Below are 25,939 nucleotides of genomic sequence, written 5' to 3' on the forward strand. Positions count from 1 at the left end.
CAAGATAAACTAAGGAGGGTTTCTATGAAAAAGAAATTATGGTCCAGTGTAGTCGCTTCAGGTCTCGTACTTAGTGTCGTGGCGGGCTGCAGCTCCGCACCGTCGAATAACAGCGCTTCCACACCGGCGGCTACTGGCGGTCAAGCGACGTCAGCATCCAAAGAACAGGTAAATCTTCGACTCTATGCATTTGACGGTAGGGATACAACGTATAACTGGACGCCAACGATCGCAGCTTTTGAAAAAGCGAACCCAGGAATTAAAGTAGAGCTTGTGGGCTTGAGTGAAAAAGGCGATACCCAAGAAGCAACGAAAAAGCTTGACTTGGCTGCTGCTTCCGGCGAAACGATGGATATCGTGATGTTCAGTGACCCTGCGAGCTATGCACAGCGTGTAAACCTGGGTATGGCTGCCCCTATTGATGAGTTCATCGCCAAGGACGGCAATTACAAAGAAGAAGAAGAGTACAAAGTAGATACTCACCTCAACGGCAAAGTGTATGCGCTTCCTGGTAAATTCAACCCATGGTATGTCCTTCTGAACAAGGATCATCTGGATGAAGCAGGACTGAAAGTACCTACGGATTGGACTTGGGACGATTTCGCAGATTATGCGAAAAAACTGACGAAAGGCGAAGGAACCTCCAAACGTTACGGAACATACTTCCACGGTCCTCAAAACGGCGGTTGGCTGGAATACTTGAAACTGGCTATGGAAAACCAACCCCAGGATTCCGATATTCTGAAAGCAGACGGAACTTCCAACTTGGATAGCCCTAACTTCAAGAAAACGCTTGAGCTTCGTGTCAAAATGGAGAAAGAAGACAAATCCGCGGTTCCTTACGCAGATATGATTTCCCAGAAACTTGCTTACCGCACACAATTCTTTAACCAATCCGCTAGTATGCTGGCCATCGGCAGCTGGATGAATACAGAGCTTGGCGGAACGGAGAAGGTACCTTTGAACTTCAACGTAGCTGTAGCTCCATTCCCTAAAAACAACGCGAGCGATCCGATCGGTTACACGCCTGTGACAACAGACTTCGTATCCGTAGCGGCTAGTTCCAAGCATAAGGAAGAAGCGTACAAATTCGTTCGTTGGTACACAACGGAAGGTCAGCTTGTTCAAGGTAAGAACGTTCCATCCTGGAGCAAAGTGAAATCTGAGGACCTGACTAAAATCATCGATACGATTCTAAGCGCTACGAAAAACCCTGAAAAGGTCGACAAGGCTTCTTTGATCAAGACGCTACAAGTATCGAAAGCATCTCAAATGGTTCCTGCAGCTTCCTATCAAGCTGAAGTTTACAAAGCGCTGAACGAAGAGTTCGAGAAGCTGATCTTCGGCAAACAGGATATCGATACAACGGTGAAAAACTCTCAAGATCGCACGAATCAGATTATCGCCGCAAACAAAAAATAATTTGGTATACTGATAGAAATATGGGGCGGCTAACAACTGCCCCATATTTCTATTTTAAGGGTTAGGGGTTGCTTTTCATGTGGAACCGTATTCGTAGCGCGTTCACCTTTCGGTCGATTCGATACAAGCTGATGATAGCTTCGCTTGCGTGTATTCTGCTGCCTGCAGCGTGTTCTCTGTATTTTTATAATTATTGGACGCAGGATGCGGTCAAGAAGCAAGCCACCTCCAATGCACAGGAATCCCTGATGCTTGTGAATCAATTGGTGACAGGCATGATCAAAAATATGCTGAATATCGCCAACTACGTGCAATCCAACACACAATTCAGCACCTATTTCAAAATCGTACCTAATGAGCACGGTTCCAATGAAGCGGACATCTACGACAGGTTCCGGGAAGAAAACAGGATTACGGAGCAATTGGAGAATATCGGTACATGGACGGATCGCTTTTATGTCACGATTCTGCTGGCCGACGGGCGATACTTCACGAACTACTCGCAAGCTGACTATAATCCTCTAAATTTCTATAAGGAAAGCTGGTTTCCCGAAGTGGAGAGGCTCAAGGGATTCCAGTCTTATTGGACAGGTCCGACTCCGGCCGTGTTCCAGCAAGATCAGCTTGATCATCCCAGTCCTTATCAAATTTCGGTCGTAAGAACCATACGGAATGGGGACCAATCCATTCTGGGCTATGTGATAGTCACGGTGATGGAGAATCAGATTCATCAGATTTTTGACAAGCTGTCGACGGAGGAGGAAGTGATGATTGTTGACCGCAGCAATCATATCGTATCCCATCCCGATCCGAAGATGGTTGGAACAACGTATGACTATTCCAGACTTAATGAACGGAATCAAGCGTCGAGCATTGTACCCATAGAGGGAGAGAATTATCTCATCACGGAACAGATGCTCTCCTTCACAGATTGGCATCTGGTTTATCAGCAGCCTTATAAGAAAGCGATCGTGAATATAAGCACCATTTTTAATAAAGTTCTCAGCTTTCAATTGATATTTTTCTTGATTTTTTTACTGCTTCTCTTGTATTTACTCAGTACGTTTACCAAGCCGCTGGTACTTCTTGGGCGGGCGGCTACCAAAGTTCAGAAGGGCAATCTGCTGATCCGAACGGGTATTCATGGACAGGACGAGGTAGGGAGGCTCGGATTTTCATTTGACCAGATGCTCGATAAGATTAATGACATGATTCATGAAGTGTCGGACACACAGTCCCGAAAGCGGAAGGCGGAGCTGGCGATGCTGCAAGCGCAGATTAACCCGCACTTTCTTTTCAATGTGCTGAACTCGATTCGAATGAAGGTCATGCGCCGCGGGGATCAGGAAAGTGCGGAGATGATCGGCTCTTTATCCAAGCTGCTTCGAATGACGGTAAGCCAAGACAAAGACGTGATCACCCTGCATGAGGAAATCGATCTGCTTGGAAGCTATGTGAGTCTGATGAATATGCGTCAGAAGGAAGAAGCGCAGCTGGTTTGCGATGTGGATTCTAATGCCTTTTTAGTAAAGGTTCCGCGCTTTTTTTGCAGCCGATTATCGAGAATGCCTTGATTCATGGATTGAACCGGAGCGCTGGCATGATTGAAATTCGTGTAACGCTGGAGAATAAAATGCTGCATCTGACGATTAAAGATAATGGAACAGGCATGTCGGTCCAGCAAGTAGAGGCTTTAAAGGCCAAAATCAGTTCAAGTCCCCCACCGGATTCCGGCCAGGAGGATCTAGGCGGCGGCTTCTCCGGCATTGGACTGCGAAATGTATTCGAACGGATGAAGCTCACCTTCGGTGATGGATTCCGGTTGGATGTCATTAGCAATCCAGGCGACGGCACCTGCATTGTCATGAAGATTCCGTATCGAGAGGAGGCAGAGGATGTATAAGGTTATGTTGGTTGACGATGATTATCCGGTTATTGAGCTGCTGTCAGAGGCGATTCCTTGGGAGGAGCTCGGCCTCCGCCTGATCGGTACGCATGATAACGGTTTGGATGCCTGGGAGCAAGCGCGCATGGATTTGCCGGATATTGTCATTACGGATATCGGAATGCCCAAGATGAATGGATTGGAGTTTATCGGTTTGTTAAAAAAAGAGAAGCCGAATGTACGTGTTGCCATTCTCTCCTGCCATAGTGAATTCCAGTTTGCCCAGCAGGCGATGCGCATGAACGTACAGGAGTACTTATTGAAGGATACGCTTAACCCTGTTGATTTGGAGAGGCTGCTTGGTCAATTTAAGGAAAGCTTAGATACGGAACAACAGGTTAGCGGTCAACAATCCCGTCTCCTGCATATGGTCGATGAAACCAGGGAAGTGCGTAAAGAACAGTGGATTCGCAATTTTTTGCATCAACCGGTGTTATCCCCTCAGGAGTGGAGAAAAGAAGCGGCTTCCTATGGTTTGCTGGAAGAGGGAAGCTCTTGCATTGCAGCCGTGGGACGGGTCGAGTCGTTTCGCCAAGCCAAGCTGCGGTTCCTATCTGTACAAACCTTGCGCTTCGCCATCAACAACGTGCTCGAGGAAGTTATGCAGTCCTTGCACATACAAGGTCTTCACATCGGCTACGGGTCCAAGGAATCCATCCTGCTGTTCTCTTACCGTCCCGACCTGAAAACGAATGTCTATGACCAAATCGCTATTGCGCTGAAGACGATTCAGGAGGCTCTTCTTAAAACACTGAAGCTTCAAATGAGCTTTGTGATTGGAGACAGCGCAGACAGTCCTGAAGAGCTCAAGGCCAAGCTGCTTCCACTACTGGAGAACGATGCGCAGCGGTTTTATCAGATTCCGGGCTCGATGATCCGCAAGAAAGCTTCTAAGCCTGCAGAAACAGGGTCAGGATCTGTTTACTTTTTATGATCAAGCCAGTTCTGAGTTCCGGGAGCTTCTGATTGTCAAAAAATCGGGAGAAGATGAAATCCGAAGTGCTGTTGAAGCTTGGATGGATCGAATTAGCGATGGCGAATACCCACCGGAAACCGTGAAGGACTGGATGCTTAAGCTCGTGCTCGATATGAAGCTGAAGCTTCAATCCAGGCAAATTACCCGTTCCGCTTATACGGCGGATACGCTTCACAAGGAAATTATTGATATTGACTCGCTCTCCGAGATGAAGGCATGGCTGTTCGAGCATTTGCGGGCGGTTGTAGATTGGACCGGCAAGGCGAGCGCGAGCAATCTGCGTCCGGAGGTCGCGGAGGCTTGCAAATATGTATCGCTGCATCTCGATAAGAGAATCAGTCTGGAAGAGGTGTCGGACCATCTGTTCCTCAACCCGAGCTATTTCAGCAGGCTCTTCAAGAAAGAAATGGGAGAAACCTTCATTGAGTACATCACTCGTATGAAGATGGAACGAGCGAAGGAGCTGCTTGATCAAACAACTCATTCTGTCGGTAAAATTTGCGAGCTGCTCGGCTATGACAATCAGAGTTATTTTATTAAAATTTTCAAGACTCATTCCGGCGTGACGCCTCTGGAGTACCGGGGGTAAAAGTTGAATGGGCTTCTATCGGCATCGAATAGATATAGGCAACTAACAGTTCCCAAGAAGGAGACTCTTTATGTTTGCAGAGCATAGTGACATTGGCAGTGGCATGAAAGGCTTGCTGCCGGTCAGCGCCGAATTTCTGCTTTCCACAGCGGACTCTAGGGATTATTGGCGGACGCTGCGCTGCTCATCCCCTCATGAGGCTTTGATCCGAGAAATCATAGAGGAAGGAGAGCGGTTGCTGCTTGAACCGGTTCCCGAGTCTTCCTATTCGCTATTTAAGCTTTTTGAAGAAAACGGAAACAGGCTTGCTTTCGAGAAGGTCTATTTTGATCGAAGACGGAGACTGACGACGTTTGGTCTGCTGACTCTGCTGGAGCCGGAGAATGAGCAGTACCGCGATGCCCTTCAGGACATCATTTGGTCGGTATGCAATGAATATTCCTGGTGTCTCCCTGCACATCTCAGAGGAAGTCTGGAGACAGACGGTTCGTTTGATAGCGGGGATGAATCTGTTTGGGGGAGAAAGCAGCGGAGGACACATATCGACTTGTTTGCGGCGGAGACTGGCTTTACGCTCAGCGAGCTGTTGAACTTGGCGGGAGAATCCCTGCCTCCTCTGCTGCGCAGCCGGATTCAGGAGGAGGTTTCCCTCCGTTTATTCAGGCCGTATCTGCAGCATGGCCCTTACCACTGGGAAGATGCGGAGCATAACTGGGCGGCAGTATGTGCCGGCTCCATTGGCGCAGCAGCTCTGCTGCTCCTTGAAGAGGGAGAGAAGCTGACGGAGATCATCAGCAAGGCTCTGGGCAGTATGGAATGTTATTTGAAGGGCTTTGGCGAGGACGGAGCCTGTCAGGAAGGAATTGGCTACTGGAACTACGGCTTCGGATATTTCACTTATTTTGCCGATTTGCTTCAGAAACGGACTTCGGGAAGAGTGAACCTTTTCGATCAGGGTAAGGTGCACCAAATCGCGCTCTTTCAGCAAAAAAGTTATTTAACCGGTGATTTGACCGTTAATTTCTCCGATTCATCGCAGTACACACGCGTACACCTTGGACTGTCGCATTACTTGTCGCAGCTTTATCCGGATGTGGCTCCGGCCCCTGCCGAGTTGCGCGCTCCGTTCACGGAGGATCATTGCGCGCGGTTCGCTCCGGCGCTGCGGAATCTCATTTGGGCGCAGCCTGCGCAGGAAGTCCCACATGGGGGGCGGCTGACTATTATCTCGATCATGCTCAGTGGCTTGTATCCCGGAACGTAAGCACACAAGGCGAATATGGCTTTGCCGCTAAAGGAGGGCATAACGATGAGCCTCATAATCATAATGATGTGGGACAGTTCATCCTTGCCTGCAGCGGAGAGGCCTTTATCGCAGATTTGGGCAGCGGGGAATACACAGCGGGCTACTTTGGCGCGGAGAGGTATACGTATGCCTGCAATAGCTCATTAGGGCACTCTGTACCTATCATTAATGGGTGTTTGCAAGAAGCGGGGCAGGCTTATAAAGCGGTTGTACAGAATGTGGAACTGACGGAGGAAGCGGATGTGTTCGAGCTCGATATAGCCGGAGCTTACACAGTGCCTCATTTGCGGCAGCTTGTAAGAAGATTCGTTTGGCACAAGTCCGAGAAGCCAGTGCTGGAGCTAGTTGACACGTATGCGTTTACAGCCGAGCCGCAAAGCATCGTGGAGCGTTTTGTAACAAGAACCGAGCCTTTGCAGGAATCGGCAGGCACTATTGTCGTTCCAGGAAGTAATGGGCAGAGCCTTCGGATTCATTATGACCAGGATGCGATTCATCCTGTGATTGTTCCATCCGTGTATAGTGATCATTTTGGAGTTCCAACCCCGTGGTATGCGATTGATTTCAGTGTTAAGCAGCCTGCGGAGACGACCGTCGTTTCAGTGCGCTTTGAATATATTCATGAATCTATATAAGGTCAAGGAGATGCGAAGATGCATAATTGGGTAGAGGGAGCATGGCAAAAGACGTTAGAGAAGGTAGAGCGGACCAGCCAGCGTATCGGTTCACAATTTCCTCATGCAAGCAATGGAGGAACGTATGTATTGGAGCAGCCTTACTGGTGGACGGCCGGATTCTGGCCGGGAATTTTATGGCTCCTGCACAGCGAAAGCGGTAATGAGCGCCTAAGGAAGCTGGCCGAGGAGTGCGAAGAGACGCTCGATCAGGTGCTGCACGATTATTATCGCCTTGATCATGATATGGGCTTTATGTGGACGCTGACCAGCATAGCGAATTACAAGCTGAACCAGGCGCCAGAATCTAGGCGCAGAGCATTTTTGGCAGCCAATCTGCTGGCTGCGCGCTTTAACCTGCAAGGCCGCTACATTCGCGCGTGGAACCCTTGGAGAGAAGGAGAGGATAACGCCGGCATTGCGATCATCGACTGCTGCATGAACATGCCGCTGCTCTTCTGGGCGTCGAAGGAAAGCGGAGATCCCCGCTATCGGCACATCGCAGAGGCTCACTTGGACACGGTTGTTGAGCATTTTATCCGTCCGGACGGTTCGGTGTATCATATCGTGAATTTCGACCCCGTCACTGGAGAGCGCATCGAAGGACTTGGAGGTCAAGGGTTCGCGCCTGAGTCCGGTTGGTCAAGAGGCACAGCGTGGGCGCTGTACGGCCTCACCCTGGCTTATCATCATACGGGGAAAGAGACCTATCTGGCCGCAGCCAAGCGCGTTGCCCACTACTTTATTTCTCAACTGCCCGAAGATCATGTGCCGCACTGGGATTTCCGACTGCCGCCTGAAATTACCAAGTACCGCGACTCCTCTGCAGGATCATGTGCCGCAAGCGGACTGCTTCTTTTAGCCGACAAAGTACCTGCTGTAGAGAGTGAGGTATACCGGAAAGCCGGTGAGCGCATCCTGGAATCGCTGTACACGAACTATGGAGCTTGGGATGATCCAGCGGAAGAAGGCCTCATCCTGAATGGAACGAGCCACTATCCGGAAGGGAAAAATATTGATGTGCCGCTGATTTACGGCGACTACTATTTCGTCGAGGGCTTGGCCCGCCTCAAGGGCGCGAAGCTGATCTTCTGGGAGTAGCGAGGATTGCGTGAATAGCTGGGAAGATTTATAATAAAAATAAGAAAAGGAGCCGGTTGCAGCCGACTCCTTGTACAACAGCCGCTTTTAAGGGCGGTGGCTTGGATTATGGCTATATGAATAGACCGCTAACCTTTGTCAGAGGGCGGTCTATTTCTTTTTGAGATAGGTGAGCAACGCGAGAATGAACATGCCGAACATGAACATTAACGTCATCTTTTTGGTAGAATCATATATTTCATATTCGCTCTTTCGTTCTTGGCATACATATTCCCGATTCTGGGCATACTTGCTGCTAATAGACCAAGCGCCGAGGTGGGAATGTGATGCTGCTTTACCAATTAGCACAAAGCTTCGAAGAGCGTACGATGCTGCAAAAGGCTTTGCAGAACGGAGCCGGGGATATGGATCAGCTCCAGGTGAGAATACAAGAAGTGGAAGATCAACTGTATTCACAAGCAGAGCGATGGAAGAATGCTGTACAAGACGCCATATACTTGCAGATTCCCTATGAAGCCCCTCATTTGGATGACGATATGGTTTTGTAATTCCTCGTTATTCCGTGTAGAATAAGTAGAACCAATACCGAGAATAGAACGAGGTTTCCCATTATGAAAGTCATTGTATCTACATTAAACGCAAAGTTCATCCACACCTCTTTGGCGCTTCGATATTTGAAAGCGTTCTGTGAGAAAGATTTCGATGTGGATATTGTTGAATATACGATTAAAGACCCAGCCATGAACATTGTTTCGGACCTGTATCAAAAGGCCCCGGATGTGCTGGGCTTTTCCTGTTATATTTGGAACATTGAAGAGACGATTCACATCATCCGCATGATAAAGAAGATCATGCCGAACCTCTTAATTGTACTTGGAGGGCCCGAGGTCTCCTACGATACGGAGTACTGGATGAACCGGATTCCCGAGGTCGATTTTATTGTCATGGGAGAAGGGGAGGAGACGCTCCATCAGCTTCTTCAGGAAATCTCCACGACGCAGAAGTATCATTTTGTGTATGGACTGGCTTACCGTAAAGGCGAAGAAGTTGTGATCATGCCGGGAAGACCGAAGCTTAAGCTCGACGATATTCCGTCACCGCATCGGTTTATTGAGGATATTCCAAATCTGCCGAATCGGGTTGTTTACTTTGAGACGAGCAGGGGCTGTCCGTTCTCCTGCCAATTCTGCCTATCGAGTATTGAGGTTGGCGTACGTTATTTTGACATGGAGCGGACGAAGCGGGACATTCTGTATTTGATTGATTCGGGAGCGAAGCTGATCAAGTTCGTGGACCGCACCTTTAATATTAAACGCGACTATGCGATGGAAATGTTTGAGTTCCTGATCGCCAACCATAGAGGCACGGTGTTTCAATTTGAAATTACAGCGGACATCATGCGTCCTGAGGTCCTAGACTACTTAGCGGAGAATGCGCCTCCCGGTATATTCCGATTCGAAATTGGCGTGCAATCGACCAATGACGCAACGAACGAGCTGGTGCAGCGCAGGCAAAACTTCTCTAAATTAACGAGAACCGTCACCAAGGTGAAGCAAAGCGGCAAGATTGATCAGCATTTGGATCTCATCGCCGGACTGCCGGAGGAAGATTACCAATCGTTCCGCAAGACGTTTAACGACGTATTCGAGCTTGGACCGGAAGAGCTTCAATTGGGATTTTTGAAAATGCTGCGCGGCACAGGGATGCGCAATGACGCGCATAAGTACGGCTATGTGTATATGGACCACGCGCCTTATGAAATTCTGGGCAATGACATCCTGCCGTTCACGGATTTGATTCGTATTAAGCGGGTAGAGGACGTACTCGAAAAATATTGGAATGCGCACCGGATGGATCATACCGTCAGCTACTTGATTGCGAATGAATTTGACTCTGCCTTCGATTTCTTTCAAGAATTCGGCGATTACTGGGAAGAACGCGGCTGGCAAAAGATCGGTCACCAGCTGGAGGACCTGTTCACCCGTCTTAGAGACTTCCTGGTCCATCGTCAGACGAAGCAGATGCCGATCATCGAAGGCCTCATGAAGCTGGACTACTTCCTGGGCCATAAATATCGACCGCGCAAAATCTGGTGGGATTTTACGCTGGACAAGCAGGAGCAATCGGCCTACCTGCGTCTGCTGGCCGAGCGTCCAGAGCTGGCGGACGGCGGCTTCAGCCAGCTCCGCATCAGCGAAAAAGATCTCCACAAGCATGTCATGCTTGAGGTGCTGCCCTTCGATTTGCAGGGGTACCTGCAAAACGGCATCATGCAGATGAGCAGCCCGCAGCTGCTCATCGTCTACTTCCCGCCGGACGCGCAGCAGCCGGCGAGCTTCTATACCATGCCGCTGCAGCAGGCTGCGGTCATGTAATTCAACAAGCTCCGTTTCCCCTTGCCGGGAACGGAGCTTTTGAATTATAAATTTTCGGATTCCCCGCTAAAGAAAAAGATTGACCACGGCATCCCTTCAGTGATAAGATTGAAAAAATTTACCTAGATCAGGATCAACAATTCTAAGGAGGAATCATTGAAGTGGCTACGTATTACCTGGAACCATCCCGCACGTTCAGCGAGTTTTTGTTAATTCCCAATCTAACAACGAAGGACTGTACTCCGGCTAATGTAAGCTTGAAGACACCGCTGGTGAAGTATAACAAAGGGGAGGAGCCTGCGCTTTCGCTTAATATTCCGTTCTCCTCAGCGGTGATGCAGGCGGTTTCCGGATGACGGCATGGCGATCGCTTTGGCTCGCTGCGGAGGGATTTCCTTCATCTTTGGCTCGCAGAGCATTGAATCGGAAGCTCAGATGGTTCGAGCCGTAAAAAGCTACAAGGCAGGCTTTGTCGTAAGCCGCTCCAATTTAACGCCGGAGAACACGTTAAGTGATGTGCTGGATTTGAAAGAACAGACAGGACATTCCACGGTAGCCATTACAGATGACGGTACAGCCAACGGCAAGCTGCTCGGCATGGTAACCGGACGCGATTACAGGATCAGCAGGGACTCGAAGGACCGGTTAATCAGTTCGTTCATGACGCCTTTTGATAAGCTGATCTATGGCAAGTCCGGCATCACATTGTCCGAAGCTAATAATCTGATTTGGGAGCATAAGCTTAACTGCCTTCCAATCGTAAACGATGAGCAAAATCTGGAATACCTCGTGTTTCGTAAAGATTACGACGAGCATAAGGAAAATCCGCTTGAGCTGCTGGATGCTAATAAGAGCTACATCGTAGGAGCTGGAATCAATACCAAGGATTACAAAGAGCGCGTGCCGGCATTGGTCGAAGCAGGGGTAGATATTCTAGTCATTGACTCTTCGGACGGATACAGTGAATGGCAGCGAGAAACTGTGCAATACGTGAAAGAAAACTTCAATGTCAAAATCGGAGCCGGTAACGTCGTAGACCGTGAAGGCTTTATGTATCTGGTTGAATCAGGCGCGGATTTTGTGAAGGTCGGAATTGGCGGCGGTTCGATTTGTATTACCCGGGAGCAGAAGGGGATCGGCCGTGGACAAGCTACATCTTTGATGGAGGTTGTTGAAGCGAGAGATCAATACTTCAGAGAGACGGGGACGTATATTCCAATTTGTTCCGATGGCGGTATCGTACATGACTATCACGTCACGCTGGCCTTGGCAATGGGTGCCGATTTCGTCATGTTGGGCAGATACTTTGCACGCTTTGATGAGAGCCCGACCCGTAAGCTGCGTGTAGGCAACAACTTTGTGAAAGAGTACTGGGGTGAAGGCTCCAACCGTGCCCGCAACTGGCAGCGTTATGATACAGGCGGCAAGAACAAGCTGATGTTCGAAGAAGGCGTAGATTCTTACGTGCCTTATGCAGGAGGTCTGCAGGAGAACTTGGATAAGACTCTCGGCAAAATCAAGTCAACGATGTGCAACTGCGGTTCCCTTAGCATCGACGAGCTGAAACAGAATGCCCGCATTACGCTGGTCTCCGCGACAAGTCTTGTAGAAGGCGGAGCGCATGACGTGATATTAAAAGAAAGCAGCCTTTCCGAAGAATCCTAAGAGGAAAGCCCAATAAGCCCGCGGATCCATACTCCGCGGGCTTATTTCTTATCTTTTCTCTACAGCTAGCAAATACGGCGCCTGCTTGCTTTGGTTGGCGATTTGGTAGCGCAGCACCTGATAGGATGCCAGCGGCAGCTGCGAGGCCCAGCTTTCGACGGCGTCCGTCTCCTGCTGGCCTCCATCGTGCCCGCTGTACAGTACGATCGTGACAATGCCGCCTTTGCGCAGCAGGCGAAGCGCGGATTCCAGTGCAGGAATGGTAGATTCCTGCCTGGTGATAGTGCCGGGATCGGCTCCCGGCAAGTAGCCGAGGTTGAACGTCACCGCGGCCACTTTCTCGAAGTGCCGCTCAGCGATCACATGCTCCATCTGTGCGTGACTCATTAGATGGAGTTGTACATGTTCCACAGCCGCTTCGTCCTGTGAATCGCTCCTCAGGCGCATTTCCGTATTGCTAAGCGCCTCAGGCTGAATATCGAAGCCGTACACATGCCCTCGCTTGCCTACGAGCTTAGCCAGATACAGCGTGTCAACCCCATTGCCCATGGTAGCATCAATGACGATGTCGCCGGCTTGCGCCCGCTGGCTGATCAGCTGGTGGGCAAAGCTTAACACAGATACAAAACCCATTCTTACTAACTCCTTTTACAAACAGCTGACGATCCTAAACTCCTTGACGATCCTAAACTCCTTCCGAAGCCTTCCACTTCTTCCCCTGCCACGTATCTCTTGCTTTGAGCTCTGCATCGAAGGCGTTCAGAACCTCCCATTTTTTCAGGCTCCACATCGGCCCGATTAAGAGATCCCGCGGCGCATCACCGGTGAGACGATGCACGATCATTTCAGGCGGCAGGATTTCAAGTGTATCGACGATGAGTTTGACGTATTCGTCTTTTTCCAGGAAACGCAGAAGACCTGCTTCGTACTGCTTGACCATCGGCGTTTTCCGCATAAGATGCAACAAATGAATTTTAATCCCTTGAACATCCATTTGGGAAACAGCCCGTCCGGTTTCAAGCATCATCTCGTGCGTTTCACCCGGAAGCCCGTAAATAATGTGCGCACATGTCCGAATATTGTGCTTGCGTAGCTTGGCCACGGCATCCAGATAACATTGTGTATCGTGAGCGCGATTGATCAGTGTGGATGTCTCTTCATGAACCGTTTGAAGTCCCATCTCTACCCAAAGATACGTACGCTGATTCAGCTCGGCCAAATACTCAATAACATTGTCAGGCAGACAGTCCGGTCTGGTTGCAATCGATAAACCGACAACCCCCGGCTGCTGCAAAATCACCTCATAATATTCTCGTAGCTCTTCTACGGGAGCATAGGTGTTGGTATAGGCTTGGAAATAACCGATATATTTGGCTTCCGGCCATTTTTGATGCTGGAGATCTCTGATCTTAGCAAACTGGGTGACTAAATCGTCGCGGCGGCTCCCCGCAAAATCACCGGAGCCTCTGGCGCTGCAGAACGTACAGCCTCCCGTAGCGATCTTGCCGTCGCGGTTCGGACAAGTAAAGCCTGCATCAAGCATAACCTTGAAGACCTTCTCACCGAAGGTTTCCCGCATTTCATAATTCCATGTATGGAAACGTTTATCCCCCATAAGAGAGGTGTAGATTCGATTGATGTATGCATAGAAGTGTCATACTCCTTTCCTCATTTATTGTAGCGAAAAGAAGCTATGAAAGCGACCCCTTACTTACCAATAAGTCCCCCGTTAAAATCAGTTGCTTGAGAGCATGATAACTTTGCACGACTACTTCAGCTCAAGAGAGGGGAATGAATCTACATGAAGAAGCTTCATACCGTTACGTTAGCTGTTGCTTTGACTGCTGCTCTAAGCTTTGGTGCTGGAAGTGCATATGCGAACACGACAACTTCCACAGGCTCGATAACTAGCGGGTACACCGGAACTACTGGCACTTCGACAAACATGAGCACAGCAGGCACTGGCACAAGTACAAGCAGCAGCGGTATGAACAACATGAACGCCAATAATACAGGTATGTATAACAGCCTGAGCACGAATGGCAAGTATGGAACAAGCGCTGCCTCTGGGACAGGAACTACAGCATCGACTTACTATACCGGCAGTAATTATGACGCCACAACTGGAACTGGGTACAGCTCCATGTCTACCGGTACTGGTACTACGAGTGGGACCGGCTATAACACAACGAGCACTGGTTCAACAGCCACTCCGGGTACCTACAACAATTATTCCACTACAGGCACCGGCACTACGCTCGGCAACCAAATCAAGAGCTACAGCAACAATATGATGGACCGCATGAGCACAACAGGAACAGGCATTAAAAACGCAGGCAATCATATTGGAAACTACGATACTTCTTCCTACCGGGCATATGGCACTTCTACGACCGATAACCACATGGATTGGGGTTGGTTAGGTCTTGTAGGTCTATTAGGTCTGGCGGGACTAAGAGGCGGCAACCGCGACCGCGACAGAACGCATTCCTAATCATTGTTACTCCGTATGGCTCTTCCTCACATTTTGTGGGGGAGTCTTCTTTTATTCTAGCAAATGCCAATCATAATCTTATAAGAAAAAAGTCACACTAAGCACATATTAAAAAATGAGGTGACCTGAGATGCAAAATTATCAAGAAACCGAAACTGTATCCGTTGAACTCACCGTCAAAGAAGCACTGGCACTGGGCAGTGGAGTGAAATTTGCTCAAAATCCCGCTCTCTCCGCATCAGCCAAAAAGAAAGTGCTGCAATCTCTGGAACGCAAGCTGCTTCCGGAAACAGGCAAAGCCATTGACTATCATTTCATTGAAGTGTAAAATTCTTTGATTTTTTCTTGTAATCGTCTATGATTTGTATTCGATAGCTTTGTACGTGTAGGAGGCAAATATAGATGCGATTACGAGGAAGAAAAGGCATAAGAGAAGACATTGAGCGCCAATCGGAGCTTGTTGTTTTGAATGCAAGGGACCACAAGGGAAAATGGGCTGAGCTGTTTGGCAATAACAACCCCATCTATGCGGAGCTTGGCATGGGGAAGGGGAAATTCATTAGTGAAATGAGCCGCAAATACCCGGACATTAATTTCTTGGGCGTTGATATGTACGACGAGCTGATTCGCAAAGCAAGCGAAAAAGCCAGAGCAGCTCATGAACTCGCTGACGAAGAAGAGACGATAATTCCCAATCTTCGTCTCGTACTTTTCAACATTGAACAAATCGAAGAAGCATTTGCTGATGGGGAACTTGAGCGCATTTTCTTGAACTTCAGTGATCCTTGGCCGAAGAAAAAGCATGCGCGCAGAAGATTGACACATCCCGGCTTCGTAAACAAATATAAAGATATTCTCAACGAGAACGGTGAAATTCATTTGAAAACAGACTCGCAGCTGCTTTTTGAGTTTTCGTTGAATTCATTTTCCGATATGGGGCTTAGACTCCGTAACATTTCTTTAAACTTACACGCAGAAGGTATTCATCCGGATCATGTCATGACGGAATACGAGACGAAGTTTGCAGGACAAGGAATGAACATCCACCGCTGCGAAGTGGTCATTGGCCCGAAGGCGCTTGAACAACACATCCAGCAGTTGGTCAAGTCAAATTCCTAGACATTTCTAGCTATTGTCCAACTGAAAATAAGATGAGCCCCACATTTTATGTGCGGCTTTTTTCGCATAGACTCCATATTGTGGTAACACAATCCGCTGTTGTGAAGGGCATCGATTTTTTGCTGATGCTTTCACGCCTAATACGGACCTCCTCATACCGAAAGGCAAGCATATACAGCCAATTCTCTATGGTAGCCGGTGAAAGAATCGGTTCCCCAAAGCCATGAGCCGTAAAATACTGAAGGTTCTCCTCCTCTTGACCGGGTATGGGGGAGTCGAACAGCATGGGTATAGCCTTGGCGGCGCCTTCGGAGCAGGTCATTCCTCCTGGCTTCGTAATTAATAGGTCGGAAACCTCCATCAGCTTGCCGATTTCTTGGCAGAACCCCAGCAGCCGTACATTCGGATGCCGATAGACAGCATCATCAGCCATTTCGGCATAGCCCTTCTTATTATTTCCCATACAAAACAGAAATTGAATTCTGTCACTCCATGCAGCAACATAGTCCCGAAACCGTTCACTGCCATGAAGCCCCCAGCCTCCGCCCATAATGAGAATGGTAGGCAGATCTCTTAGCTGAAATTGCTGTCGAATTTCGAATTTATCATGAGTTTGACGAAAGCTGGGATGCAAGGGAATCCCGGTAATTTTTATTTTTTGAGGAGAGACTCCTCGTTGAAGCAGTCTAAATTTGACATCTTTTGTCGAGACAAGGTATTGATTGACTTGACTGCCGATCCATGCCCCGTGTGCGTCATAATCGGTAATGACCGTAAATAGCGGAATGTCGAGTCCATGCTTTTTCAGTCTTGAAACTACGATACTTGGAAAAGGATGCGTGCAGACGATAGCGTGCGGTCTAAGCTGGCTAATGGTAGCCGCCGTCTGCGCGTAGCAAATTCGATGGAGGGCGAGTTGGGAGAAGGGATTCAGCGATTTCTTATAGTGGAAACGGTAGAGCTTTCCGTATAAATGAGGCTGCGCCGTTATGGTCTTCTTGTAAGCCTCAATAATGAACGGAGCAAGTGTCGGATGAAGGTGAAGCCCAAGCTCCAGCACTTGCGTCTGAACACGGGAGCAAAGCTGCTGGAGTCCTGAAGAAATGGCGTGTGCAGCTTGTGTGTGCCCTGCTCCGAAGGCCTCAGACAAGATCAGAATTCTGGTTGGTTCATTGGAATCCTGCAAGCTCATGGCCGTTACCCCCATAGTGTTACGCATAATAGGGAAGCTGTCATGCCGATGCAGCAGCCTGCCAGACAATCCGAAGGATAGTGCAGTCCCAGGTAGATGCGGGACATACCTACGAGAAGCGCAATCGGAATGAACAGGAAGCCTAGCAGCGGGAACGCCACTGTAAAGGGAATGGCGAGCGCGAAGATCGCCGTTGTATGTCCCGATGGAAAAGAATGGTCACGAAGCGGATTCTTGCTGATATTGGTTTGCGGTACGACCAAATAGGGCCGTAGCCGCGGATATTTCTTTTTAATAATCGCAACGGGGATATGACTGGCGGCGAGCGCGATTAAGGCTTGAAGCCCTGCTGTGCGGAGTGTATCTTCCGCGAGCAGCCCGAAGCACAAAGAAAGGCATATGGTCGCTGTTGCGCCTCCCAGATGTGTAATCATGGCAAACAAGCGGTCCAGGACGGAATGCTGGATTCGCTGGTTAACGAAGCAAAACATGCGCGTTTCATGATGCTGAAGCCAATGGACGACTCTGCTCATGAGCACATACCTCCTCTAATGGGTTCTAGAATTAAGCTGCCCTGTGGCACTCGGCAGCACATCATTAGCGTAACAAGGTAGTGTTAATGGAGCGTTAACAGTTTAATAAATTTATCATAAAACCAAATTTACGTTCATCTGATCTGCCATTAACAAACGGATGCTAGGATGACGCTTGTAGGGTATCGAATAGTAAAAGGGGGCTGACGGATCATGAGAGTTGCCTTGTTTACGGATACATACTTGCCGGAAATCAACGGAGTCGCAAGAACACTGGGACGATGGGTGAATTATTTGGAATCAAATGGAGCAGAATGCCGTATTTATGCGCCTACCAGCTTGGAGACGGCGGATCCGGAGCCGTACAGTGTAGAAAGATTTCTCAGTATTCCCTTTTTATTGTATCCAGAATGCAGGCTGGCCATCCCTAACCCTCTTCATCTCCGCAAGTCGCTGCAAGAATTCAAGCCGACCATTATCCATGCCGCTACTCCGTTTAATCTTGGACTTCTCGGAATGCGTTACGCCCACAAGAACGGAATTCCTTTCGTTGCCTCTTACCATACTCATTTTGATCAATATGTCAGCTGCTATAAAATTCCTTGGCTGGAGCCGGCCTTATGGAAATATATGCTCTGGTTTCATCAAACCTGCCGACGTATCTATGTGCCTTCCCAATCCACCCTGGAGCATCTCTCCATCAAAGGTCTCAAGCATCTGGAAGTATGGGGACGAGGCGTTGATACAGCTATCTTTTCACCGTCGGTTAATCGGGCAGAGGTGCTAGCCTCTTATGGAGTTGATCCAGCCCAGTTCGTTTATTTGTTTGTAGGAAGGCTTGCTCCCGAGAAGAGCGTAGAGGTTGCGCTAGAGGCCTTCGAGGGTCTTCGGGAAGAGATCCGCTCCAGCTGCAGCATCATTATCGCCGGCGACGGACCTTCCTCAGACAGTCTTTTCGAACAATATGGGGGGATTCGAAACGTGGTGTTCACAGGTTTTGTTCAAGGCAAGAAGCTGTCTGACTTGTATGCGGCTGCCGATGCATTTGTGTTTCCATCTTCCACGGAGACATTCGGTAATGTGGTGCTGGAAGCAATGGCATCGGGGACGCCTGTAATCGGGGCAGATGCAGGAGGTGTGGCAGACAATATCATCCATGGGTCGACAGGGCTTCTCTGTGAGCCGGGGAATCTGACGTCGTTTGTCGATGCGATGGAGGAATTATTTGTCTCGTCCGAAAAAAGGCAATTATTGTCGCAGGAAGCTTTAGAGTATGCCAAACGCCAGTCATGGGAATACATCTTGAAAGAACTGTATAAAAGTTACGTAGAGGTGGTGGATGCAAGCACACCTACTCTTCACCACGACGACCGAATTCGAATGATTCCCTGATATCGTCTAAATGGTGAACTTTTGGTGCACAATAAAATGAAAAACGATGAAAACAAGACTGTAACGAACTGATTTCAAGCGCAAACGGTCTCGGCTTTCTACTTTCCCGCTAATCCAGAGAGAACTGACTGAAATTCGGTTTTCGTAGACTTTGACAAATGCAGGGAAAGAGAGGAAAATCAAGAGCGGTTATTCACCTGTTACATAATTTGCACGCAGACTATAAAAAAAGAACGCTGCGATGCATGCAAAAAAAGGGGGACTTGTTTCATGCTGGACAAAATTTTGCTTTTGTTTCAAATCGGGTTGGCTTGTGTAGGGGCTTACCAGTTGTTTCTAACCTTTTTTGGGTGGTACCGGCCTCGAAACAAGAAGAAGTATGCACCTCAAAAATCATTTGCTGTTCTCGTAGCGGCACATAACGAGGAACAAGTTGTCGGAGCCTTGATTGAGAACCTGAAGGCTTTAGATTACCCGAAAGAGCTCTACGATATTTTTGTCATTTGCGACAATTGCACGGACAGCACAGCTGATATCGCACGAAGCCACGGCGTGTACGCCATGGAGCGCCACAACCCGAACCTGCGGGGCAAAGGCTACGCGATTGAATGGATGCTGAAGGAACTCTGGAAGCGCGAAAGACAGTATGATGCGGTTGTCATGTTTGATGCCGACAATCTGTCCAGTAAGGATTACCTGCAGCATATGAACAACGATTTGTGCTCCGGGTCCCGTGTCATTCAAGCTTACCTGGATACCAAGAACCCTGTGGATTCCTGGGTGACAGCTTCTTACGCCATTTCTTATTACTTTGCCAACCGTTTCTGGCAGATGCCTCGTACCAATCTGGGTCTAGCCAACTACCTGGGCGGTACCGGAATGTGTTTCGAATCAAGCCTGCTGAAGCAAATTGGTTGGGGAGCAACCAGCCTGGTTGAAGACTTGGAATTCTCCATGCGCTGCATCAAGATGGGTATCAGACCGACTTACAACTACGAAGCGATCGTCTATGATGAAAAGCCGCTAACGTTCAAAGCTTCCGCCAGACAGCGTCTGCGCTGGATGCAGGGACACTTCGATGTGGCGAAGCGCTACTTTTTTCCGCTGTTGTGGCAGGGGATTAAAGAGGGCAGTTGGACGAAAATTGATGCCGCGGTCTACTCCGCGAACGTGTATAACTTTTTCTTCGGCGCAATCATCAGCATGCTGTTATGGATAAAGTCCATCACACCAGGCTGGTCAGAAACACCGGCGCTTGTCGACATCAATCCGGTTTTCTTTAATAGTGTCAGCATAGCGATTTATGTGCTGCTGCCAATTTCCATGTACATTGAGAAGGCGCCTTGGAAGACGTTTAAATATTTGCTGCTCTATCCGATTTTTATGCTCTCCTGGTGGCCGATCACCTTGCATGCGTTCTTCACGCAAAACAACAAGACTTGGAGCCATACTGAGCATACAAGGGTTATCCGCTTGGAAGAGATGAACAGCAAGCAGGCCAGCTAGGCAAGCAGCTTGCATGGGCTAACCGCTTAAGTTGCTGTTGACTTCCCTTTCTCCAAGTGATATAGTTGTTCAAGTAAAAGCAGAGGCGCCCGCTTCTCACCTGACCGACAGCTGTTGGCTGGTATGCAATAGTCATCGTTAACGAAGAATGGGTTTGAACGTTTAACCTGTTATTGATGAAAGATGTGGGCCTTTGCGTCCGCATCTTTTTTGTTGTAGATTAGGAAGGGCTCTATAGAATGCTGAACAGCACAGGAGCCGGCGTTACATACTTGTGGAGGTGAAACACTATTAGCAAAGACCATATGATTAATGATGAGATTCGCGTGAAGGAAGTTCGCCTAATCGGTGCGGACGGAGAACAGCTTGGCATCAAGCTGACTCGTGAAGCTCTTCAAATTGCAATCGACGCCAACTTGGATCTGGTGAATGTGGCACCAACGGCTAAGCCGCCTGTATGCCGCATCATGGACTACGGTAAGTATCGTTACGAGCTTCAGAAGAAGGAAAAAGAAGCCCGTAAAAATCAAAAAATCGTGGATATCAAGGAAATCCGCTTGAGCGCAACGATTGATGAGCATGATTTTCAAACCAAGCTTCGCAACGCGGTGAAGTTCTTGGGCGACGGAGACAAGGTGAAAGCAAGCGTACGCTTTCGCGGCCGTGAAATCGCCCATGCCGAAATCGGCCGCAAGGTGCTTGAGCGCCTGGCAGCGGAAACGGCGGAAATTTCTTCACAGGAGCGTGCTCCTAAGCTTGAAGGAAGAAGCATGATCATGATTTTAACGCCGAAAGCAACGACCTAGGCGATTTACTAAATTAGGAGGAATACCACCATGCCAAAAATGAAAACTCACAGCAGCTTGAAGGATCGTTTCAAAATTACCGGCACAGGTAAAGTGAAAAGATACAAATCCGGCAAAAACCATTTGCTGTCCCATAAGTCTGCTCGTACAAAGCGTGTACTTTCTACAAATCCGGTTATGGCTCCTGGAGACGTTCGTCGTCTAAAGCAGCAGCTTGCAAACATCTAATTATTACTAACGAACATTACTTATACATTTCAGGAGGTAGTTGACAATGGCAAGAGTCAAGGGCGGATTTATTCGCGCTCATCGTCGTAAGAAAATTTTGAAACTGGCAAAAGGTTATTTCGGTTCCAAACATAGATTATTTAAAACAGCAAAAGAGCAAGTAATGAAATCTTTGCTGTATGCATACCGTGACCGCCGCACAACAAAGCGTAACTTCCGCAGACTGTGGATTACTCGTATCAATGCCGGCGCACGTCAAAACGGCTTGAGCTACAGCAAATTGATGCACGGCTTGAAATTGGCTGGTATCGACATCAACCGTAAAATCTTGGCTGACCTGGCTGTGAACGACTCCAAAGCGTTCAACGATTTGGCAACAGCAGCTAAAGCAAAAGTTAACGCATAAGCTTAACCGCAAATGCTGATGAAGAGGCTTGCCCCAATGGGGCAAGCCTCTTTTTTGTATGGTACGGACACCTTCTGATTCGACATCATAGCCACGCCCGCTTGGCGTGTACCTAAGATTAGTCGGGTTCTGGAGAAGCCGCGGAAGCAGCAGGTGGTAGAGGCCGGCGCAGCAAGAGTGCGATCAGCAGAAGACAGGGGAGAACAACCTGGAAGAGCGGAAATATTTTAACGCTGACATTCAAGCCGAGCCATACATGGTAGGTGTAATTGGGCTCCAGAAAGGATGCAAGAAAGATGATGGATCCCACATAGAAAATATGAATCCGCCGCTTTGATCCGATTAACTGCATAAGACCGTAGACGGCCGCCCAATAGAAGAGTGTCATTTTAATAAAGAGGCCTAGAAATAACAGCAGCGTAACAAATACGTCCAGACGTTCGAGGATGTCACCGACTTGAATCAATTGTACGGTTTGCAAGAACGGTAAGGTGCTGGCGCCTACTAAGGTGGGTCCTAGTACCGTGAGATTGACCATATTCATGACAATGAGAAACGCAGCAACAGAAAGGTAAGAGATGACACTGATGCGTGCCAGTCCTGTTTTATCCGAAATTAGAGGCCAAAGCAGCAAAAAAATCATCATTTGTCCGAACGGGAAGGACACGAGATCAGGAAACGCGGTCTTTAGCACCGGAGTCATACCATGTTCAAGAATGGGCTGAACACGGCTGACGTTGATCAGCTTGGAGCTAAGGATTAAGATAAGCAGCGCCGTATAACTGCACACAGCGATAGGTGTCAGAATCTCAATGACTCTGCAGATGGTTTCGATCCCCATAGCCAGTGCGTAGGAGGCTAACAAAACAATAATCAGCATAATCACCAGCTGTGGAGTGTCATTAAGCAGCGTCACCGCTGTAATCTCGCCAAAATCACGAACATTTCTCATGGATTCATAGGCAAAATATAGAACGAATAAAGCTCCGCAGACCGTACCTGCTATCCGTCCAAAAGCATAGCGCAGCAAATCCATGAAGGGAAGCACAGAGGCGCGGTTCTGGATATACAGGAACAGATAAAGCAGCAAAAGTCCAGCCAGAGAGGCAACGATCATCGCAATCCATGAATCTTGCTTAGCTTCGCTGCCCAGAGCAAACAAAGGCGTGCTGCCTATCTGAAAGAGTACAATGGCCATGGCCAGTTGATGCTTGCTGATCATACCCATGCTGCGTTCCTCCCTATTGCCCTAGTCATGAGATGGGCTGATTAAATCAGCAAAAGGTTTGTTACTCATTCCTAAACGTTTTAAATGGATGTGGACGGAAGGCTCAAGTTTAATTTGCATGAAAGCCTCCTGCCAGTTGTCTTTAAGCTGCCCCCATGTTTTGGGATCTTTCTTGTGTATGTACTCTCCGAACCCGAGTACGTCAGCGTTCAAGCCTTTTGCTGCATCCAGTGAATTTTGCATGAGGTCGGAGAGCTCAAAGGACATTAATGCTTCCATCTGAGCTAACCCCTCCGGTTTAGAGGCATCAATACCGCAATTATTTTCTATAAGCTGCGCATCGGCTTGCACATCCACTTTAGCAACCCATAAGCCGTTTTGTTGGACGAGATTTAAGTGAGTTTTGGCTTTGTAAATGCGGGCGGCAGCTTTAAAGTTATTACTCCCTCTCGTACATCCGAAGTACATGATCGTGTGTTTGATTCGATTCGTAATCCAATTGATGCCATAGCTCTCGTGTGAGGACAACCATCCGATCAGCTTATCCTTTTTAAAAACGCCGAGTCTGTTCATTTTTAATTTGCTTTCCACGTAAGTGTTTTTAAGTATTTCTACCGATGTAGGGGCTTCACCGCTTCCCGATAAGATGACCTCCGGTATCGTGGTATAGCCCGAGTCGCTGGTGATACCCATGGCTAACTGATACATCATGACCTGTTTTAAATCAGAGCCCTGTTTATCTTGATTTTTTTGCATATTTTTTAAGGCTGCTCCTGGAATTTTCTCTAAGGGCACGATTTGTTCGAGAATACTGCGGCCTCTTTGCTTGGTGACGAATACACTAACGGTTTCACGTGAATCTGCGTTTCGGAGATAGCTTTCAACCACCTCGGAGATTCCATGCCGCGCTGCCTCTTCACCGATGACGATAATTCGATTGTGAGCGAAGAATAGAGAACGGGGCATTTCCAAGCTGGATTTCTGATCAGCCTCTTGGATAGAGGTTCCGTTCGTGGAAAATACCATGACGGGTGCTTGTTGGACACTGCCGCCCCCGGCATTTTGGTTCGAGATCGATTGAGGGATCACTAGCTGATATGAGACAATCCAATGATCATCCTGCCAATCAACAGCAGTAGCCGAAGCAATACCGATTTCATTGAGCTCGGTGCGGTCCCAACAGCCGGGCAAGAGGAGGCACAGCCCTATAGACAGCATGCATGTGAACATGAGCTTGCGAGCATGGATATGAATGATGTGCACATCCTTTCCAAGGCGATCCTCAGTCTTTTGAAGAATCGGGTTTCGTGCTACTGCGTTGTCTTCTGACGTTTTTTGTTAACAATACCGGTCTGGTCTGCAGCATCCACCGGGGCAGTCGCACAAAAATGTCCTTCATGCTCTGCTTGATGTAAGGGGCAAGCGGGGCCAGGTAAGGGATTCCGAATGAGCGTAATGAGGCCATATGAATCAGAATCGCCATACACCCGACGAGAATCCCGAACAGTCCCAATGTGCCAGCAAGCACCATGAGTCCAAAGCGAATAAGTCGTGCGGCGACAGCCAGGTTAATAGCCGGTGTTACAAAGTTGGATATCGCTGTGAACGACACGACGATGACCATGGCTGCTGAAACAAGCCCCGCTTGCACGGCTGCTTGACCGAGCACTAAAGCTCCTACAATCGAGATGGCTGGCCCCACAACTCGTGGCATTCGAATGCCAGCCTCTCGAAGAACTTCGAAGGTAATCTCCATCAAGAAGGCTTCGACCAAAGCCGGAAAGGGAACGCCTTCCCTCTGGGCGGCCAAGCTTACCAATAAGGTCGTCGGAAGCATTTCTTGATGAAAGGTTGTAATAGCAATGTAGAGAGAGGGCAGCAGCATGGAAATAAGGAATGAAGCGTATCGGATCAGTCTGACAAATGAAGCAATATCATATCGCTGGTAGTAATCTTCACTGGATTGAAGAAATTTAAAGAATGTTACAGGTGCCAGTAACACGAATGGAGTCCCGTCGATGATGATAATGATTTGACCTTCTAATAATCCTGCAGCTGCTGCATCCGGTCTCTCCGTATTCATCAGTGTCGGAAAAGGTGTATACGCTGTATTTTCAATGAGTTCCTCGATATATCCGCTTTCCAAGATACTGTCGGTGTCGATGTTGTTCAACCGTTGTTTCACTTCCGTGAGAACGTTCTGATTGGCTAAGCCTATGACATAAGAAACAATGACTTCCGTTTGCGTGTAGCGGCCTAAGATGAAGCTTTCGAAACGAAGGTCGGGAGATTTAATCTTTCTGCGAAGAAGAGACAAATTCGTCCGAATGTCTTCCGTGAATCCTTCTTTGGGACCGCGAACTACGGTTTGCGTCTGCGGCTCCTCTATGGAGCGCTTGTCCCAGCCGGAAGTGCCGGCGAGCAGCGCTTCATCCGATCCATCGAGAAGAATCGCTGTTTTGCCATTCAGGATTCCCGTAATGAGCTCCTGGTCCATATTGACTCTGGACATGGGACCAATGGATACCGATTGATCAATAAGATCTGCGAGCGATAGGTACAATTCACTGGCCGGGCGGGTTTCTTGTTCGGATAACAGCGGGCTGATCAAATTCTCGTGAACGATTTCGGAGTCGACTAACCCTTCAATATATACCAGTGCTATCCTAGCTGTTTCCTGGGCGAGCATAATATCTAAATATCGGTACACCAGGTCGCAGCTATAGCCGAGCTGATCTTGAAGCCTGCTTATATTCGTGTCAAGTTGAGCGGCTAATGGAGCGGCCTGATGCTGAGACGAAATCATCAATTTCACCTCATTTCCTGAATTGGTATTATCTTCTCACCGGCCATTTTGTTTTATTCCGTCAGACTATTGACTACAGCCGATCTAATGCATATAATTGTCTATAAATCATATGCTATATGTGATTCTTTCACATGATAATCGGCTGTGAAGAGGAAGAAGTTGTAAGGGCAATT

The 25,939-nt window shown here is 48.4% G+C and carries 26 protein-coding genes and 1 pseudogene; 19 read left to right on the forward strand and 8 right to left on the reverse strand.

Translation table 11 applies throughout. From position 1 onward, the window contains the following. Window positions 1–24: 24 nt before the first annotated feature. The 8 genes from L0M14_RS03880 (at window position 25) to L0M14_RS03910 (ending at window position 8,013) form a co-directional block, all read left to right on the forward strand. Window positions 25–1,422: an ABC transporter substrate-binding protein gene (locus tag L0M14_RS03880; RefSeq protein ID WP_235120933.1), complete on the forward strand. Its 1,398-nt coding sequence runs from the start codon at window positions 25–27 to the stop codon at window positions 1,420–1,422. A gap of 77 nt (window positions 1,423–1,499) precedes the next feature. Next, on the forward strand, window positions 1,500–2,996 hold the full coding sequence (locus L0M14_RS03885; protein ID WP_235120934.1) for a cache domain-containing sensor histidine kinase: 1,497 nt from the start codon (window positions 1,500–1,502) through the stop codon (window positions 2,994–2,996). A 26-nt stretch (window positions 2,997–3,022) separates the two neighbouring features. Beyond that, on the forward strand, window positions 3,023–3,325 hold the full coding sequence (locus L0M14_RS03890; RefSeq protein ID WP_235120935.1) for a sensor histidine kinase: 303 nt from the start codon (window positions 3,023–3,025) through the stop codon (window positions 3,323–3,325). Continuing rightward, complete coding sequence (locus L0M14_RS31370) at window positions 3,318–4,301, forward strand: response regulator (protein ID WP_311198826.1); 984 nt, start codon at window positions 3,318–3,320, stop codon at window positions 4,299–4,301. Before L0M14_RS03890 ends, L0M14_RS31370 begins: the two co-directional genes overlap by 8 nt. Before the next feature lie 82 nt (window positions 4,302–4,383). Next, complete coding sequence (locus L0M14_RS31375; protein WP_311198827.1) at window positions 4,384–4,932, forward strand: helix-turn-helix transcriptional regulator; 549 nt, start codon at window positions 4,384–4,386, stop codon at window positions 4,930–4,932. Between the two features lie 70 nt (window positions 4,933–5,002). Then, window positions 5,003–6,196: a hypothetical protein gene (locus tag L0M14_RS03900; protein ID WP_235120936.1), complete on the forward strand. Its 1,194-nt coding sequence runs from the start codon at window positions 5,003–5,005 to the stop codon at window positions 6,194–6,196. A 68-nt stretch (window positions 6,197–6,264) separates the two neighbouring features. Next, complete coding sequence (locus L0M14_RS03905; RefSeq protein ID WP_405031038.1) at window positions 6,265–6,873, forward strand: heparinase II/III family protein; 609 nt, start codon at window positions 6,265–6,267, stop codon at window positions 6,871–6,873. An 18-nt stretch (window positions 6,874–6,891) separates the two neighbouring features. Beyond that, the gene (locus L0M14_RS03910) at window positions 6,892–8,013 is read left to right on the forward strand and encodes a glycoside hydrolase family 88 protein (protein ID WP_235120937.1); all 1,122 of its coding nucleotides are present in this window, start codon (window positions 6,892–6,894) and stop codon (window positions 8,011–8,013) included. 150 nt (window positions 8,014–8,163) lie between these two features. On the opposite strand, the gene L0M14_RS31380 is transcribed toward L0M14_RS03910, so the two are convergent. Beyond that, window positions 8,164–8,229, reverse strand: coding sequence for a putative holin-like toxin (locus L0M14_RS31380; protein ID WP_311198889.1), 66 nt, complete (start codon window positions 8,227–8,229; stop codon window positions 8,164–8,166). Between the two features lie 110 nt (window positions 8,230–8,339). Between L0M14_RS31380 and L0M14_RS03920 the strand changes: the two genes are divergently transcribed. The 3 genes and pseudogenes from L0M14_RS03920 (at window position 8,340) to L0M14_RS03930 (ending at window position 12,053) form a co-directional block, all read left to right on the forward strand. Beyond that, on the forward strand, window positions 8,340–8,561 hold the full coding sequence (locus L0M14_RS03920; RefSeq protein ID WP_235120938.1) for a hypothetical protein: 222 nt from the start codon (window positions 8,340–8,342) through the stop codon (window positions 8,559–8,561). Between the two features lie 63 nt (window positions 8,562–8,624). Then, window positions 8,625–10,388, forward strand: a complete 1,764-nt coding sequence (locus L0M14_RS03925; RefSeq protein ID WP_235120939.1) for a B12-binding domain-containing radical SAM protein — start codon at window positions 8,625–8,627, stop codon at window positions 10,386–10,388. A 161-nt stretch (window positions 10,389–10,549) separates the two neighbouring features. Next, window positions 10,550–12,053 (forward strand): annotated as a pseudogene (locus L0M14_RS03930) (IMP dehydrogenase). A gap of 48 nt (window positions 12,054–12,101) precedes the next feature. Here the strand turns inward: L0M14_RS03930 and L0M14_RS03935 are convergent. Both L0M14_RS03935 and L0M14_RS03940 read right to left on the reverse strand, forming a co-directional pair. Next, window positions 12,102–12,686: a tRNA 5-(aminomethyl)-2-thiouridylate-methyltransferase MnmM gene (locus tag L0M14_RS03935; RefSeq protein WP_235120940.1), complete on the reverse strand. Its 585-nt coding sequence runs from the start codon at window positions 12,684–12,686 to the stop codon at window positions 12,102–12,104. A 52-nt stretch (window positions 12,687–12,738) separates the two neighbouring features. Further along, entirely contained in the window at window positions 12,739–13,632 is an 894-nt protein-coding gene (locus L0M14_RS03940; RefSeq protein WP_235120941.1) for a tRNA modification radical SAM protein MnmL/YtqA, read from the reverse strand. A 222-nt stretch (window positions 13,633–13,854) separates the two neighbouring features. On the opposite strand from L0M14_RS03940, the gene L0M14_RS03945 reads away from it, so the two are divergent. The 3 genes from L0M14_RS03945 to trmB all read left to right on the forward strand — a co-directional run bounded on the left by L0M14_RS03945 (window position 13,855) and on the right by trmB (window position 15,666). After that, a complete protein-coding gene (locus tag L0M14_RS03945; protein ID WP_235120942.1) occupies window positions 13,855–14,547 on the forward strand; it encodes a WGxxGxxG-CTERM domain-containing protein in 693 nt (230 codons plus the stop codon). A gap of 130 nt (window positions 14,548–14,677) precedes the next feature. Beyond that, on the forward strand, window positions 14,678–14,875 hold the full coding sequence (locus L0M14_RS03950) for a hypothetical protein (protein ID WP_235120943.1): 198 nt from the start codon (window positions 14,678–14,680) through the stop codon (window positions 14,873–14,875). A gap of 74 nt (window positions 14,876–14,949) precedes the next feature. Continuing rightward, window positions 14,950–15,666, forward strand: a complete 717-nt coding sequence (gene trmB / locus L0M14_RS03955) for a tRNA (guanosine(46)-N7)-methyltransferase TrmB (RefSeq protein WP_235120944.1) — start codon at window positions 14,950–14,952, stop codon at window positions 15,664–15,666. 46 nt (window positions 15,667–15,712) lie between these two features. On the opposite strand, the gene L0M14_RS03960 is transcribed toward trmB, so the two are convergent. Beyond that, window positions 15,713–16,858, reverse strand: a complete 1,146-nt coding sequence (locus L0M14_RS03960) for an MGDG synthase family glycosyltransferase (RefSeq protein ID WP_235120945.1) — start codon at window positions 16,856–16,858, stop codon at window positions 15,713–15,715. Between the two features lie 5 nt (window positions 16,859–16,863). Continuing rightward, window positions 16,864–17,391, reverse strand: coding sequence for a phosphatase PAP2 family protein (locus L0M14_RS03965; protein WP_235120946.1), 528 nt, complete (start codon window positions 17,389–17,391; stop codon window positions 16,864–16,866). A gap of 213 nt (window positions 17,392–17,604) precedes the next feature. Between L0M14_RS03965 and L0M14_RS03970 the strand changes: the two genes are divergently transcribed. The 5 genes from L0M14_RS03970 to rplT all read left to right on the forward strand — a co-directional run bounded on the left by L0M14_RS03970 (window position 17,605) and on the right by rplT (window position 21,729). Next, window positions 17,605–18,783, forward strand: a complete 1,179-nt coding sequence (locus L0M14_RS03970; RefSeq protein WP_235120947.1) for a glycosyltransferase family 4 protein — start codon at window positions 17,605–17,607, stop codon at window positions 18,781–18,783. A 270-nt stretch (window positions 18,784–19,053) separates the two neighbouring features. Then, window positions 19,054–20,289: a glycosyltransferase family 2 protein gene (locus tag L0M14_RS03975; RefSeq protein ID WP_235120948.1), complete on the forward strand. Its 1,236-nt coding sequence runs from the start codon at window positions 19,054–19,056 to the stop codon at window positions 20,287–20,289. A 305-nt stretch (window positions 20,290–20,594) separates the two neighbouring features. Next, window positions 20,595–21,095 carry a translation initiation factor IF-3 gene (gene infC, locus L0M14_RS03980; RefSeq protein WP_235120949.1) on the forward strand — a complete coding sequence of 167 codons (501 nt, stop codon included), beginning with the start codon at window positions 20,595–20,597 and terminating at the stop codon, window positions 21,093–21,095. Window positions 21,096–21,125: 30 nt separating this feature from the next. Then, a complete protein-coding gene (gene rpmI / locus L0M14_RS03985) occupies window positions 21,126–21,323 on the forward strand; it encodes a 50S ribosomal protein L35 (RefSeq protein ID WP_235120950.1) in 198 nt (65 codons plus the stop codon). A gap of 46 nt (window positions 21,324–21,369) precedes the next feature. Beyond that, window positions 21,370–21,729 (forward strand): 50S ribosomal protein L20, encoded by a 360-nt coding sequence (gene rplT, locus L0M14_RS03990; RefSeq protein ID WP_235120951.1) that lies wholly within the window; start codon window positions 21,370–21,372, stop codon window positions 21,727–21,729. Window positions 21,730–21,847: 118 nt separating this feature from the next. On the opposite strand, the gene L0M14_RS03995 is transcribed toward rplT, so the two are convergent. The 3 genes from L0M14_RS03995 to L0M14_RS04005 form a co-directional block, all read right to left on the reverse strand. Further along, window positions 21,848–22,957 carry a GerAB/ArcD/ProY family transporter gene (locus L0M14_RS03995; protein WP_235120952.1) on the reverse strand — a complete coding sequence of 370 codons (1,110 nt, stop codon included), beginning with the start codon at window positions 22,955–22,957 and terminating at the stop codon, window positions 21,848–21,850. Between the two features lie 21 nt (window positions 22,958–22,978). After that, window positions 22,979–24,148 (reverse strand): Ger(x)C family spore germination protein, encoded by a 1,170-nt coding sequence (locus L0M14_RS04000; protein WP_235120953.1) that lies wholly within the window; start codon window positions 24,146–24,148, stop codon window positions 22,979–22,981. Between the two features lie 91 nt (window positions 24,149–24,239). Continuing rightward, a complete protein-coding gene (locus L0M14_RS04005) occupies window positions 24,240–25,763 on the reverse strand; it encodes a spore germination protein (protein WP_235120954.1) in 1,524 nt (507 codons plus the stop codon). Between the last annotated feature and the right edge of the window lie 176 nt (window positions 25,764–25,939).

The organism is Paenibacillus hexagrammi (assembly GCF_021513275.1).
Taxonomy (GTDB): Bacteria; Bacillota; Bacilli; order Paenibacillales; family NBRC-103111; genus Paenibacillus_E; species Paenibacillus_E hexagrammi.